The organism is Antribacter gilvus (assembly GCF_003946865.1).
GTDB classification, from domain to species: domain Bacteria; phylum Actinomycetota; class Actinomycetes; order Actinomycetales; family Cellulomonadaceae; genus Antribacter; species Antribacter gilvus.
Map to the genome: position 1 here is coordinate 63,646 of NZ_QXTH01000017.1, position 13,717 is coordinate 77,362.

Genomic DNA, 13,717 nt, shown 5'->3' on the forward strand with positions numbered 1-13,717 from the left:
CAGATCCGGGGCGGGCGGACCGCGCGGTCCGCCCGCCCCCACCACGTTCTGCCGTTGCCGCCTTCCACCACGGAAAGTTTCGAAAACGTTTAAGGCTGTTGTTCCCCGCGGAACCGGCCCACAGGATCACAGGTGTTTCCACACCGTTTGCCCGGAGTTCACCTCCGGTTCGACGGCCGTTCGCTCACCTGGGGGTCCCGCCACCATGGCTCTGCTCACGCTCGCCGCCGCCGACCTCGTCGCGATAAGCCTGCTCACCTGGACCTACTTCCGGCGGCACCGTCGGCGCGACCTCGTCGTCGCGTTCATCGGCGTCAACGTCGGGGTCTTCGTCGTCGCCTCCTCGCTCAGCACGGGGGCCATCGGAGCAGGGCTGGGCCTCGGCCTCTTCGGGGTCCTGTCGATCATCCGGCTCCGCTCCACCGAGATCGACCAGCGCGAGGTCGCCTACTACTTCGCCGCGCTCGCGCTCGGCATCCTCGGCGCGCTGCCCGCCGAGCCGCTGTGGCGCTCGCCGGCGCTCATGGCGCTGCTGCTCGTCGCGATCGTCGTCGGCGACCACCCGCGCATGCTCCGGCGCCACCACCGCCAGGAGCTCGTGCTCGAGGGCGCCCTGGTCGACCAGGGCGCCCTCGTCGCCCGCCTCGAGCAGCTCCTCGGTGCCCGGGTGAACTCGGTCGCCGTGCAGCGCGTCGACCTGGTCAACGACACCACCTGCGTGGACGTGCGGTACGAGACGGCACGGCCTGGCGCCCGGCGGAGCCGCACCCCCGGGAGAGGCTCCCCCGTGCCGCCGTCGGCCCCCCGCACCGAGAAGACGGAGGTGACGCCGTGACCGTCACCGCCCTGGACGACCCGCTCGCCGGGCTCGCGCCCATCACGCTGGACGACCTCGTCGAGGTCGCCGCCCTCCAGACCCGCGTCGACCGGAAGTACCTCGTCCCGCTGGACGCCGTGACGTCGCTGCTCGTGGCGCTGCCAGGCGGCACGCAGGCGCTGGAGATCGACGGGCGGCGCGTCTTCGCCTACGAGTCCGTCTACTTCGACACGCCGGACCTGCTCGCCTACCGGCTCGCCGCGCGCCGTCGCCGCCACCGGTTCAAGGTCCGTACCCGCAGCTACCTCGACTCCGCTCAGTGCTGGCTGGAGGTCAAGACGCGCGGCGCCCGCGGCGCGACGGTCAAGGACCGGGTGCCGCACCCGCTCGACGACCGGCACAGCCTGGCGCAGGGCCGGGGGTTCGTCGCGGGCGTCCTCGCCGGGCAGGGCGTACGCACGCTCGGCGACCGGCCGCTGTACCCCACCCTCGTGACCCGCTACCTGCGGACGACGCTGTTCCTCCCGGAGACCGCGAGCCGCGTGACCGTCGACGTCGACCTCGCCTGGGACGACGGCGGCATGCCGCTGCGGCTGGGCGGCCTCGCCGTCGTCGAGACGAAGACGGGCTCGACGGCCTCCAGCGCCGACCGCCTGCTGTGGGCGGCCGGGCACCGGCCCGTGCGGATCTCCAAGTACGCCACCGGACTGGCCGCCCTGCGCCCGGACCTGCCCGCGTCGCCGTGGCGGCGCACGCTGACCCGGCACCTCCTGCCCCACTCGACCGCCGTCGCGCCGTCAGGCGCGACGACCGCCTGATCTCAAAGGAGAACCGCCCATGCCCCGTCCGCTCCCCCGAGCCTCCATCCCGGTGATCCTCACGGCCCTCGCGCTGCTCCTGTCGCCGCTCGTGGCCTCCACCCCCGCGACCGGCGCACCCGTCCGCACGGTGGCGACCACAGCCGCCGTCGACCCTGGGCTCGCCGGCGACATCACGTTCTCGGTGCCGTCCCGCACCTTCACCGGGTCGCTCCGCATCACCCTCGGTACCACCGTGGCGGGCGCCCAGGTGCGTTACACGACCGACGGCAGCGTGCCCAGTGCGTCTTCGCCCCTGTACTCGTCGCCGCTCGACCTCACGCGCAGCACCGAGGTGCGCGCCCAGGCGTTCGTCGGCGGCAGCCCGAGCGGCAAGCCCGGTTCCGCGCAGTACGTCGCGACGGGGGTGACCACCACGCACGATCTGCCCGTCCTGCTGCTGGACTCGTTCGGCCGTGGCGCCGTCGGCGACACGGACCATCCCGTCGCCGCGATGGAGTTCCAGCCCGCGGGCGGCACGACGTCGCTCACCGCCACCCCGACCCTCGCGACCCGCGCCGGGTACCGCCTGCGCGGCCAGTCGAGCCGGACGTTCGACAAGAAGCCGTACCGGCTGGAGCTGTGGGACAACACGGGTGACGACCTCGACCTGCCCCTGGCCGGCATGCCGGCCGAGTCCGACTGGGTGCTGCGCGGGCCGTTCCCCGACAAGGCCCTCGTCCGGGAGGCGCTGGTCTACGACCTGGGACGCGAGATGGGCCTGGACCCCCCGCGCTACCGGCTCGTCGAGCTGTACGTGAACGACGACGCCCAGCCCGTCGCGGCGAACGACTACCGCGGTGTCTACCTGCTCGTCGAGACGATCAAGAACCAGAAGAACCGCCTCGACCTCAAGAAGCTCGACCCCGAGGACGTCAACCCGCCGGACGTCGAGGGCGGCTACATCATCAAGTTCGAGTGGATGGCCGCCGAGGAACCGCTCCTGCGCTGCACCGGGGCGACCGCCACCTGCTGGACCGACCTGGAGGTGCACGACCCCGACGACCTCGTGCCCGCGCAGCAGCAGTACATCCAGGGCTATGTGCAGCGCCTCAACGACCTGTTGCACAGCCCCGGCTACGCGGACCCCGTCACCGGGTACGCGTCGATGATCGACGTGGACTCGTTCGTCGACATGATGATCGTCAACGAGCTCTCGAGGAACATGGACGCCTACTACCGCAGCCAGTACTTCTACAAGGACCGGGGCGGCAAGCTCACCGCGGGGCCGCTGTGGGACTTCGACCTCACGTTCAGCGTCGGCGGCTACTTCGGCAACAACCAGGTGCAGGGCTGGCAGTACCAGCAGACGCGGCAGCCGATCGCCTTCGACTGGTACACGGTCCTCGTGAGGGACCCGGCGTTCCAGAACCGCGTCAAGGTGCGGTGGCAGGAGCTGCGGCGAGGCCCGTTGTCGGACTCCGCCCTGCAGCAGCGCGTCTCCGCCCTGACCGCACCGCTCCCCAACGCCGCAGCGCGGAACTTCGCGCGCTGGCCGAACCTCACGACGCCGACGATCGGCTACTTCACCACGCCCACGGCGGCGACCTGGACCGGGCAGGTGGACGTGATGCGGAGCTGGATGCTGCGGCGGGCACAGTGGCTCGACACCACGCACGCCTGGGGCGGGCCCACCACGCCGCCGCCGACGCCGACGCCTTCGGTCACGCCGGGCCCGGGCCCGAGCGTCTCGCCTTCGCCGACCCCGACCCCGACGGCGACGGCGACGGCGACGCCGACGCCGACGGCAAACCCGGGCGCCGCGTGCGCAGCGACGTTCACGACGACGTCTCGGTGGCCGGGCGGCTTCCAGGGTGACGTGACGGTGGCCGCCGGGTCCGCCGCGCTACGAGGCTGGACGGTCACCCTGACGTTCCCGTCCGGCATCACCGTGCAGCAGGCGTGGAACGCCACGGTCACGATCTCCAGCTCGACGGTCACGGCCCGCAACGTGTCCTGGAACGGCTCGCTCGCGGCCGGGGGCCGCACCACGTTCGGGTTCATCGGCAACGGCGAAGGGACGCCCACCGTGACCTGCGCGGCCGCCTGACGCGACGACCGACGGAGAGGCTCCGCGGACAGGTGTCTGCGGAGCCTCTCCGACCAGCCCGGGCACCTGACAAGATGCCGTCATGGCGACAACCCTCACGATCCGGGACCTGGTCGAAGCGCGCCTGGAGGCGCTCTCCTTCGGGACGCTGGACCACGACCTGGCCGCACACCACAAGGCCCGGGCCTCTGCGATCGCCGCGGCATTCGGCATCGACGAGGACAACCCGCCGCAGACGTGGGCACCAGGGACGCCCGAGTACGAGACCACACCCGAGTGGTGCGGAGAGCCGGTCACCTCTGCTCCCCAGCACCTGGCATTCCTCAGCAGGTCGTGCGAACGGGCGCTGCTGGACCTCCGCTCACCGTTCGCGAACTACCTCGAGGCCACAGCACCGATCGCCGCGATGGCAGCAGCCCACGGCGACCGGATCGCCGCACCTGTCGCACAGGCGCGTCAGGCCATGCTCGACCTGCTCGTCGAGGTGACCTGGCGCCGGTTCAGCCTCCACGAGAGCCAGACGGTCCTCGAGTCGGACCTCGTCGAGCACGGCTTCGACCCGAAGGCTCCTGCACCGGATCCGTTCGACTACCTGTGAACGGCTCGGCAGAGCGCTACCTGCCGACCGGGGCACCTCGATTCACTGGCGCGGCGTGACCCGTCTGGTCGGGACGGCGGTGAGCGGGTCTTCCGGCCAGGGATGGCGGGGGTAGCGGGCCCGCAGGTCGGCTCGGACCTGGGGATAGCCCTGCTTCCAGAAGGACGCGAGATCGCTCGTGATCGCGACCGGGCGCTGTGCGGGTGACAACAGGTGCAGAACGACAGGGACACGACCGTCCGCTACGACTGGAGTGGTCGTCCAGCCGAAGACCTCCTGCAGCTTCACAGCGAGGACCGGCGGCTCCGCGCCGTCGTACGCGAGCCGAACCTCGGAGCCCGACGGGACCTTCAGCCGTTCCGGTGCGAGCTCGCCGAACCGGCCTGCCGCGGGCCACGGCAGCAGTCGCCGGAGCGCCGAGGCCACGTCGATGCGGGCAAGATCGCCCGAGCCTCGCACCGTGGCGAGCTCGGTACCCAGCCATTCGTCAAGGTCGGCCAGCAGTGCGGCGTCGTCGACCGCAGGCCACGGCGCGCCGAGGTGCGCGTGGCAGAACGCGAGCCGCTCCCGCACGGCGAGTGCGGCGTCCGACCAGCGCAGCACGGACAGACCGCTGCGCCGGATACCGTCCTGGACGGCCGCCTGGACGAGCAGCCGGTCGGGCTTTGCCAGCGGGACGTCGTTGAGCACGATCGCACCGAGCGCCTCGACGCGCCGCGTCACGATCCGGCCGTCGTCCCAGCGGATCTGGTCGGTGGTCGAGACGAGGTCGCCTGCGACGTCTCGCGCGGTCTGCTCGTCGATCGGCGCCGCGGAACGGATCCTGGCGTCGGCGCGACCGGGCGCCCGGTCGGCGACCGCGATCGCCAGCCAGGTCGTGTTCCGCAACGGCGACTGCGGGTCCAGCGCAGCACCCGTGCCACCGGACATCTGATACGTCGCCGAGCCGGTTCCCCGGGCCCGCGCGATCCGATCCGGGTACGCCAGACCCACCACGATTCCGGCCGCGAGGTCATCCGGTACGCGGGGTCCCGGACCAGCCGGCCCATCCAGCAGGTCGCCGGTCGTACGGCCTCGGCCGAGGCGCTTCGCTTCTTCTTGCCAGCGGGCTGTGGCTCCTCGGTCGTCGCCACGGCGAAGGGCCCGCCAGCGGGCCGGCAGGTCATCGCCGACGTCGCGGCCGGAGTCGTCCGAGAGCATCGCGACGACCTCGAGCGCCCGGTCGGCGCCGACCCGCGGCGTCCCGTCCAGCAACGCACGAGCCAAGCGAGGATGCACCCCGATCGCCGCCATCCTCCGGCCCCGCTCGGTGATCCGGCCGGCATCGTCAACAGCACCGACGCGGTGCAACAGCTCGGTGGCCGCGGTCATCGCCGCCGCCGGCGGCGCGTCGAGCAAGGTCAGACCCTCACCAGCCGGCGCACCCCACGCCGCGAGGTCGAGCGCGAAGGCCGCCAGGTCGGCGATCGCGATCTCGGGCGCCGCATGAGCGTCGAGCCGCCCGTGATCAGTGGCGGACCAGCACCGATAGACCCGGCCGGGCGCCTCCCGGCCGGCGCGACCAGCTCGCTGGTCGGCCGACGATCTCGAGACCCGACAGGTGACCAACGCACCGAGGCCACGCGACTGATCGGTCCGGGGCTCCCGGGCAAGACCCATGTCGACCACGACCCTGACCCCAGGCACCGTCAGCGAGCTCTCCGCGACCGACGTCGTGACCACGATCCGGCGCGTGGCGGCCGGTGCCAGCGCGCGGTCCTGTTCCGCCCGTGACTGGCGACCGAACAACGGCAGCACGTTCTCACCGGCCAGCCGGCGAGCCACGCCGTTGATCTCGCCCTCCCCCGGTACGAACACGAGGATGTCGCCGTCGTTCTCGGTCAGGGCACGCCGGACGACGGCCGCGACGTGGTCCAGCAGCCGGGGGTCGACCCGCCCACCGGGAAGCAGCGGCGCGGCGACCGGTGGTGGCGCCCACTCGACCGCCACGTCGAACAGCGCAGCAGACGCGGTGATCACGGGCGCCGGGACGTCCGTGCCCAGGGCGCGGCTCAGAGTGATCGTGTCCGCCGTGGCCGAGGTCGCGACGATCGCGAGGTCTTCCCGAAGATTCGCCCGGACGTCGACGCAGAGCGCGAGCAGCAGGTCGGCGTCGAGGTGCCGCTCGTGGCACTCGTCGATCACGATCGCGGCGACTCCCGGCAGCTCCGGGTTCTGCTGCAGACGCCGTACGAGGAGCCCTGTCGTCACTACCTCGACGCGGAGCCCTCTGCCGCCACGGCGTTCACCGCGCATCGCGTAACCGATCCGCTGTCCGAGCGGTTCGCCGACCAGCATCGCCAGCCGAGTCGCAGCCGCGCGGGTCGCCATCCTTCGCGGCTCGGCGACGATGATCGTGCCCCCGAGCGCGTCGCCCAGCGCGAGCGGCAACAGCGAGGTCTTGCCCGATCCCGGCGGGGCAACCAGCACCGCCGTACCGCGCGACCGCACCGCGTCGACCGTGGCAGGCAGGACCGCCCGGACAGGCAGGTCCGCCCCGGGCACCGAGGGTCCAGGCAGCAGCACGCTCACCAGTATCCGGGTTCGCCGTGAGTCACCTCGCGACCTTAGCGGGCGTCGCGCCGATGAGTAATGGCGCAGACAGTGGTCTACCTACGGTCCGACGAAGCCGAACGGCACGCCTCAAGGGGAGAGCAACGAGATGAGACCACTTCGCTACTCGATCAACGTCACGCTCGACGGCTGCTGCCATCACGAGGCCGGGCTCCCACCGGACGAGGAGTCGATGCGCTACTGGACCGACCGGATCGAACGAGCCGACGCCCTGCTCTACGGCCGCGTGACCTACGAGATGATGGAGTCTGCGTGGCGGCGGCCGCCCACGGGTACCTGGCCCGACTGGATGGACGAGTGGGACGTCCCGTTCGCCGAGGCCATCGACCGGGCCCAGAAGTACGTCGTGTCGAGCACGCTGACCGAGGTCGACTGGAGTGCCGAGCTGGTGCAAGGAGACCTGGGGCAAGCGGTGCAGCGGCTCAAGCAGGAGCCGGGCGAGGGCCTGGCGGTGGGCGGCGTGACGCTCCCCCTGGCCTTGGCAGACCTGGGACTGATCGACGAGTACGAGTTCGTCGTGCAGCCGGTCCTCGCCGGGCACGGGCCGACGCTGCTCGCCGGTCTGCGCGAGCGCATCCAGCTCGAGCTCGTGGACCGCCACGAGTTCCGGTCGGGGGCTGTCGCCCTGCGGTACCGGCCCACGCAGGTACCGGCTTGATGTGAGATGCGTCGGCCCGAGAGGCCGACCCGGTCCCCGACCCAGGCGGCGGGATACCCTACGGCAGTGCCATCGAACGCGGGGATCGACCCGGACGAGCTTGCCACCACCCTTCGGGTGCTGGGCCGGCTCCAGGACCTCGACCCCAACCATCCCGACGTCCAGACGGTCAAACGGGCGACCGGATACATGTGGAAGCTGCTCAAGAAGTCCCGTAAGGCCGCGATCCGCGAGGAGCGTCAGGCGCACGACCGGAGCGTCATCGAGCAGACGGCGACCGGTTCGGCGGCGCGGATCGACGACGAGACCGCCGGCATCCCGCTGGTCTCGAACGCGCCGGGGTCGTTCGCCGGGGAGCTCCGCACCGCCCGCGGCTGCTACATCTGCAAGACGGACTACACGCTGGTCGACTCGTTCTACCACTGGCTGTGCCCGGACTGCGCCGCGAAGAGCCACACGCGGCGCGACCAGCGTACGGACCTGACCGGCCGCCGCGCCCTGCTCACCGGGGGCCGGGCGAAGATCGGCATGTACATCGCGTTGCGTCTGCTGCGCGACGGCGCTCACCTCACCATCACCACCCGCTTCCCGAAGGACGCGGTGCGCCGCTTCTCGGCGATGCCCGACGCCGCCGACTGGCTGCACCGGCTCAAGATCGTCGGCATCGACCTGCGTGATCCCACCCAGGTGATCGCCCTGGCCGACGACGTCGCCGCGGCGGGCCCGCTCGACATCCTGGTCAACAACGCCTGCCAGACGGTCCGCCGCTCCCCGGGGGCCTACTCGCAGCTCGTCGCGGGCGAGTCGTCGCCGGTCGCCCCGCTTCCCTACGGGCTGGAACCGCCGGAGATGGTCACGTTCGATCACGTCTCGGAGGCGCACCCCGCGGCGATCGCGGGGGCGCTGACCGCCTTGTCGGTCGCCCACCGCGAGGGGCAGTCGCCGGACGACGCCGTCGCGATGCACACCGCGGCGTCCCTGACGGCGCTGGCGCTCCGGGCGGGCTCGGCCTCCCTGGATGCCCACCTGGCCGGCACGGCCGTCGATGCCGGCGGGCTTCTCCCCGACCTGCAGACGACCAACTCCTGGACCCAGGTCGTGGACGAGGTCGACCCTCTGGAGCTCCTGGAGGTCCAGCTCTGCAACGCGATCGCGCCGTTCCTGCTCATCTCCCGGCTGCGGCCCGCGATGCGGGCCGCGACGTCCGAGGCGCGACGCGGGTACGTGGTCAACGTCTCGGCGATGGAGGGGCAGTTCTCCCGCCGTTACAAGTCCGCGGGACACCCGCACACCAACATGGCCAAGGCCGCCCTCAACATGCTGACCCGGACCTCCGCGGCGGAGATGTACGAGAAAGACCGGATCCTGATGACCGCGGTGGACACCGGGTGGATCACGGACGAGCGCCCGCACCAGGAGAAGCTGCGGATCGCCGCCGAGGGCTGGCATGCGCCTCTCGACCTGGTCGACGGCGCCGCCCGCGTCTATGACCCGATCGTCCAGGGCGAGGCCGGGACCGACCTGTTCGGCTGCTTCCTCAAGGACTACGAGCCGTCGCCCTGGTAGAGCTCGAAACTGGCACACTGGCCGCCATGACCCTCCCGGACGCCGCCCCGGTCGCGCCGGCACTCGGCGTGCTGCGTGACGTCTTCGGCTATGACGCCTTCCGCGGCGACCAGCAGGAGATCATCGAGACGGTGGCCGACGGCGGCGATGCCCTCGTCCTCATGCCGACCGGCGGCGGCAAGTCGCTGTGCTACCAGATACCCGCGCTCGTCCGTCGCGGCACCGGCGTGGTGATCTCGCCGCTGATCGCCCTCATGCAGGACCAGGTGGACGCACTGGACGCGCTCGGCGTCCGGGCCGGGTTCCTCAACTCCACGCAGGACCCGGGTCAGCGCCGCGCGGTGGAGCAGGCCTACCGCTCCGGCGAGCTCGACCTGCTGTACCTCGCCCCGGAACGGCTCGGCGTCGAGTCCACCGCACGGCTGCTCGACCAAGGCACCATCGCCCTGTTCGCCATCGATGAAGCGCACTGCGTGTCCCAGTGGGGCCACGACTTCCGCCCCGACTACCTGCGGCTGAGCGAGCTGGCCGAGCGCTGGCCTGGCGTCCCGCGCATCGCGCTGACCGCCACCGCGACCCAGCACACCCGCGAGGAGATCGCCGTCCGCCTCGGGCTGACCGAGGCCCGGCACTTCGTCGCCAGCTCCGACCGGCCCAACATCACCTACCGGGTCGTCCCCAAGGACAACCCGGGCAAGCAGCTGCTGGACCTGTTGCGCACGGAGCACCCCGGCGACGCCGGCATCGTCTACTGCCTCTCCCGCGCGTCGGTGGAGAGGACCGCCCAGCAGCTGACCGACCAGGGCCTCCGCGCCCTGCCGTACCACGCGGGCCTGCCCGCAGAGGTGCGCGCGGCCAACCAGTCGACCTTCCTGCGCGAGGACGGCGTGATCATGGTGGCGACCATCGCGTTCGGCATGGGTATCGACAAGCCCGACGTCCGGTTCGTCGCCCACCTCGACCTGCCCAAGTCGGTCGAGGGCTACTACCAGGAGACCGGCCGCGCCGGGCGGGACGGCCTGCCGTCCACCGCGTGGCTCGCCTACGGGCTGGCCGACGTCGTCCAGCAGCGCAAGATGATCGCCGAGTCCGACGGCGACCTCACCCACCGCCGCAGGCTCTCGTCCCACCTCGACGCGATGCTGGCGCTGTGCGAGACCGTCGAGTGCCGCCGCGCCCAGCTCCTGCGCTACTTCGACCAGGACCATCCGGGCAGCTGCGGCACCTGCGACACCTGCCAGAACCCGCCCGAGACCTGGGAGGGCACCGTCGCCGCCCAGAAGCTCCTGTCCGCCGTGTTCCGGTTGGACCGCGAGCGCAACCAGCGTTTCGGCGTCGGGCACGTGGTGGACATCCTGCGCGGCAGGTCCACACCCAAGATCGCCCAGTGGGGGCACGACAGCCTCACCGTGTTCGGGGTGGGTGAGGACCTGTCCGACGGTGAGTGGCGATCTGTGGCGCGCCAGCTCCTGGCCCTGGGACTGCTGGAGGTGGACTCGAACCACGGCACCCTGCTGCTCACGGGTGCCAGCGCGGACGTCCTGGGCCGACGCCGCGAGGTGCAGCTTCGGCGCGACCCGCGACCCCAGGGCAGCGCACGCAAGCCCGCGCGCTCCAGCGGCGCCCGCCCAGAGGTGGCCCGGCTGTCGGACGCGGAGCAGGACGTCTTCGAGCGGCTCCGCGCCTGGCGTGCGTCGGCCGCCAAGGAGCAGGGCGTGCCCGCCTACGTGGTGTTCCACGACGCCACGCTGCGCGCCGTGGCCAGCCAGCGGCCGGCGGACCTGGACACGCTGAGCGGGATCAGCGGCGTCGGGCAGGCAAAGCTGGACCGGTACGGCGACGGGATCCTGGCCGCGCTCCACACCCCGGGCTGACTCTCGGTGAAGAGCACGACGTGGTGGTCGCTATGCTCCACCACCATGTTCTCGGACAACGTCGACGCCGACATTCGCAGGATGCTCGCAGACCCCTCGTTCAAGCACCGCGAGGCAGCCCAGCACGCACTCGCGTTCCGGCAGACGGGAGATGTCGCGGAGCTGGTTGCGCTGCCCGATGACCCGCACCCGTGCGTGATCGTCGACCTGCTGTTCGCGGCGGCGGGGTCGAAGCGTGCTTGGCTCAACTGGGTCCCGATGCCGAGCGAGGCGATCAGCAGCGTCGGCAACGAGATCGGCGGCCGCCGGGCAAAGGGCGAAGACCTGACGATCAGTGACCTCGGACTCTCCGCGGGCGAGCCCCCGAGCGCGCTGGCAGCGTTCTGGAAGGTGGCCGGGCCGGTCAAGGTGGGCATCGGGGCGTTCCCTCCTCCGGACATTCGTGCGCAGCTGCGACCTGGCACGTATGCGGTCTGGCGTTGGGACGGCGAGGTGCCCGTTCCGGTGGTTCCCACCCCTTCGGACGAGGCAGTGCGGGTCCTGCACGAGGTCGGCGGCGAGGCCTGGCCCTCGTTGCTGTCGGGCTACCTGCAAGCCGCGCCCCTGGGCGAGCGCCCGCTCGCAGACCTGCTCGGCCTCCTGGGTCACGTCACCGATCCCCCGGCGACCACCCGCTGGGAGCATCTGGCCGGTAGCACTCCCACCTATTGGCACCGGCTTGCGCAGGCGTGGGTCTGCCTCGGCCTCCTCCATCACGCGCCCGAGGAGCCTTGGGCGACATCGACCCGGCGTCAGGTGCTCGTCGACCTCGCCTTCGGCGTCGAGGACTGGGTCGCCGACGCCGCGCTGTTCGCCCTGGTCACGACCGCGTTCCGCGAGCCAGGAGTGCGGGTCGAGGTACACGACCTCGTACGCGCGCGGCTCGAAGCCGCCGTGGCAGCGGCCGACGGCCGGGTAGTGACAATCCTCGAGTCGCTCGCCGAGCTCATGCTGATCACGCCGGGCTGCGACAACGACGACCGCGCCCTGGCCACAGCTTGCCTGGCGGAACGGGAGGCGACGGAGAAGCCTCGGAAACGTCGCTGGTGGCGTCGCCGGTAGCTGTCCGGTCTCGGCGTCCTCAGAGGCGGTCGATGAGGGCCGCGAGGCCGTCGAGGGTGCGGTCCAGGCCGAAGTCCCACGCGGAGTCGGCATTCCAGGCGCTGCCCTGGGCCTCCCCGGCGGCCCGCCCGATGCGCACACTGCGAGGGTAGGTCTGCGGGTCGAAGGCCTGCGCGAGGACGGGTTGGTTGGCCTCCCACCACTGCGCATCGCTCATGGCCGTGTCGGTGGTGGCACGCGCGGCGTCGTGCGCGGATCGGACGTGTGACTGCACGAAGCCGAGCAGGTAGGTCAGGGCGGCGTCAGTGTCCAGGTCGGTCAGGCCGGTGCCGTCGAAGGCGGCGAGCTCGTGCTCGTACTTGCCCAGGACACCCGGACCCAGCGGTGGGCGGCTGAGGGCAGCGACCTCCGTCATCCATGGATGGCTGGTGAGCAGCTCCCGGTTGGCCTCCGCGACCCTCGTGAGCCGCGTGCGCCACTCGGACGCGCGCCAGGCGGGTCGCGGCATGCGCAGGTAGAGGGTGTCGACCATGAGGTCGAGCAGCTCGGCCTTGCCCGGGACGTAGGTGTAGACCGACATCGCCGAGACGCCAACGGCCTCGGCGACGGCGCGCATGGTCACGGCTGCCAGGCCGTGCTCGTCGGCGAGGGCCAGCGCGGCGTCGACGACCTGCTCGACAGTGACCGAGCGGCCCGGGCCCTTGCGACGTGGGGTGGCCGACGGGTCACCCCAGAGCAACGCAAGCGTGCGGCTGGGTTCTCCGGCGCCCGTGGTGGGAGGGGTAGCGGTGGCCATGGGAATGATTCTGGCACGGCTTTGTTGTACGCAGTACACCGTACAATGTACAATGTACTGGTCAGCAGGACGACGTCGAGGAGATCGATGACTCAGAGCACCACCCCGACCACCGCCCACCGCCCGACAGGAGCCCCCATGAACTTCAGCAGCTTTGCCGTCTCACTCAACGTCCCGGACGTCGAGGCCTCGGCCGGATGGGTGCAGGAGCACCTCGGTTTCACGGTCGCCATGGCCGCCGACGGGTTCAGCTCGCTCCACCACGAGGAGTCGGGGACGAACCTCATCTATCTCCGCGCCGGCCTGGCGACGTTCAAGCCGGCCTCCGCCGCAGGGGCCGCCAACGGGTTGCTCGTCGTCTTCACCGTCGACGACATCGACACGCAGTACGAGCGGCTGCAGGTCGAGGGCGTCGAGATCATCACTCCGATCGAGACCGAGCCCTGGGGTGAGCGCTACTTCCAGATGGCCGACCCCAACGGAGTGATCTACCAGCTCGTGCAGTGGGTCGAGCCGACCGACCCGCAGTACGCCCCGTAGGCGCACGACAGCTGAACTGATTGATCCGGCTCGCGAGCCCCAGTCAGGTCGCTACAGCCGCTAGCTTCCACGTGGCGAGACGCTCCGTCTCGTCGCAAATCGAGAGGAACTGAATGACTCGCACATGGTTCATCACGGGGGCCGCCCGCGGACTAGGGCGTGTCCTGTGAATCGCGGAGCCAGAGGATGATGGCTGCGATCGTGAGTTCGGACCGGTAGTAGGCGGCTCGTTTGGTGTATCGGGTGG

Annotated in this window: 11 protein-coding genes; 9 read left to right on the forward strand and 2 right to left on the reverse strand. The window is 71.2% G+C overall.

Annotated elements, in window-relative coordinates:
• The first annotated feature begins 205 nt into the window (after window positions 1-205).
• From D1350_RS21960 to D1350_RS21975, 4 genes are all read left to right on the forward strand, one after another.
• Window positions 206-835 carry a DUF4956 domain-containing protein gene (locus D1350_RS21960; RefSeq protein WP_125778186.1) on the forward strand — a complete coding sequence of 210 codons (630 nt, stop codon included), beginning with the start codon at window positions 206-208 and terminating at the stop codon, window positions 833-835.
• Entirely contained in the window at window positions 832-1,635 is an 804-nt protein-coding gene (locus D1350_RS21965) for a polyphosphate polymerase domain-containing protein (RefSeq protein ID WP_125778187.1), read from the forward strand. The genes D1350_RS21960 and D1350_RS21965 overlap by 4 nt, the downstream gene beginning before the upstream one ends.
• Before the next feature lie 19 nt (window positions 1,636-1,654).
• On the forward strand, window positions 1,655-3,724 hold the full coding sequence (locus D1350_RS21970) for a CotH kinase family protein (protein ID WP_125778188.1): 2,070 nt from the start codon (window positions 1,655-1,657) through the stop codon (window positions 3,722-3,724).
• A gap of 82 nt (window positions 3,725-3,806) precedes the next feature.
• Window positions 3,807-4,322, forward strand: a complete 516-nt coding sequence (locus D1350_RS21975) for a hypothetical protein (protein WP_125778189.1) — start codon at window positions 3,807-3,809, stop codon at window positions 4,320-4,322.
• 42 nt (window positions 4,323-4,364) lie between these two features.
• On the opposite strand, the gene hrpB is transcribed toward D1350_RS21975, so the two are convergent.
• Window positions 4,365-6,887 carry an ATP-dependent helicase HrpB gene (hrpB, locus tag D1350_RS21980; protein ID WP_125778190.1) on the reverse strand — a complete coding sequence of 841 codons (2,523 nt, stop codon included), beginning with the start codon at window positions 6,885-6,887 and terminating at the stop codon, window positions 4,365-4,367.
• Window positions 6,888-7,023: 136 nt separating this feature from the next.
• Between hrpB and D1350_RS21985 the strand changes: the two genes are divergently transcribed.
• The 4 genes from D1350_RS21985 to D1350_RS22000 all read left to right on the forward strand — a co-directional run bounded on the left by D1350_RS21985 (window position 7,024) and on the right by D1350_RS22000 (window position 12,134).
• Window positions 7,024-7,593 carry a dihydrofolate reductase family protein gene (locus D1350_RS21985; protein ID WP_125778191.1) on the forward strand — a complete coding sequence of 190 codons (570 nt, stop codon included), beginning with the start codon at window positions 7,024-7,026 and terminating at the stop codon, window positions 7,591-7,593.
• A gap of 6 nt (window positions 7,594-7,599) precedes the next feature.
• Window positions 7,600-9,159: an SDR family NAD(P)-dependent oxidoreductase gene (locus D1350_RS21990; protein WP_240644284.1), complete on the forward strand. Its 1,560-nt coding sequence runs from the start codon at window positions 7,600-7,602 to the stop codon at window positions 9,157-9,159.
• 26 nt (window positions 9,160-9,185) lie between these two features.
• Window positions 9,186-11,033 (forward strand): DNA helicase RecQ, encoded by a 1,848-nt coding sequence (recQ, locus tag D1350_RS21995; RefSeq protein WP_125778193.1) that lies wholly within the window; start codon window positions 9,186-9,188, stop codon window positions 11,031-11,033.
• Between the two features lie 81 nt (window positions 11,034-11,114).
• Window positions 11,115-12,134 (forward strand): hypothetical protein, encoded by a 1,020-nt coding sequence (locus D1350_RS22000; RefSeq protein ID WP_206074645.1) that lies wholly within the window; start codon window positions 11,115-11,117, stop codon window positions 12,132-12,134.
• Window positions 12,135-12,153: 19 nt separating this feature from the next.
• On the opposite strand, the gene D1350_RS22005 is transcribed toward D1350_RS22000, so the two are convergent.
• Complete coding sequence (locus tag D1350_RS22005) at window positions 12,154-12,930, reverse strand: TetR/AcrR family transcriptional regulator (RefSeq protein WP_125778195.1); 777 nt, start codon at window positions 12,928-12,930, stop codon at window positions 12,154-12,156.
• Between the two features lie 87 nt (window positions 12,931-13,017).
• Between D1350_RS22005 and D1350_RS22010 the strand changes: the two genes are divergently transcribed.
• Entirely contained in the window at window positions 13,018-13,470 is a 453-nt protein-coding gene (locus D1350_RS22010; RefSeq protein ID WP_240644285.1) for a VOC family protein, read from the forward strand.
• Window positions 13,471-13,717 lie beyond the last annotated feature (247 nt).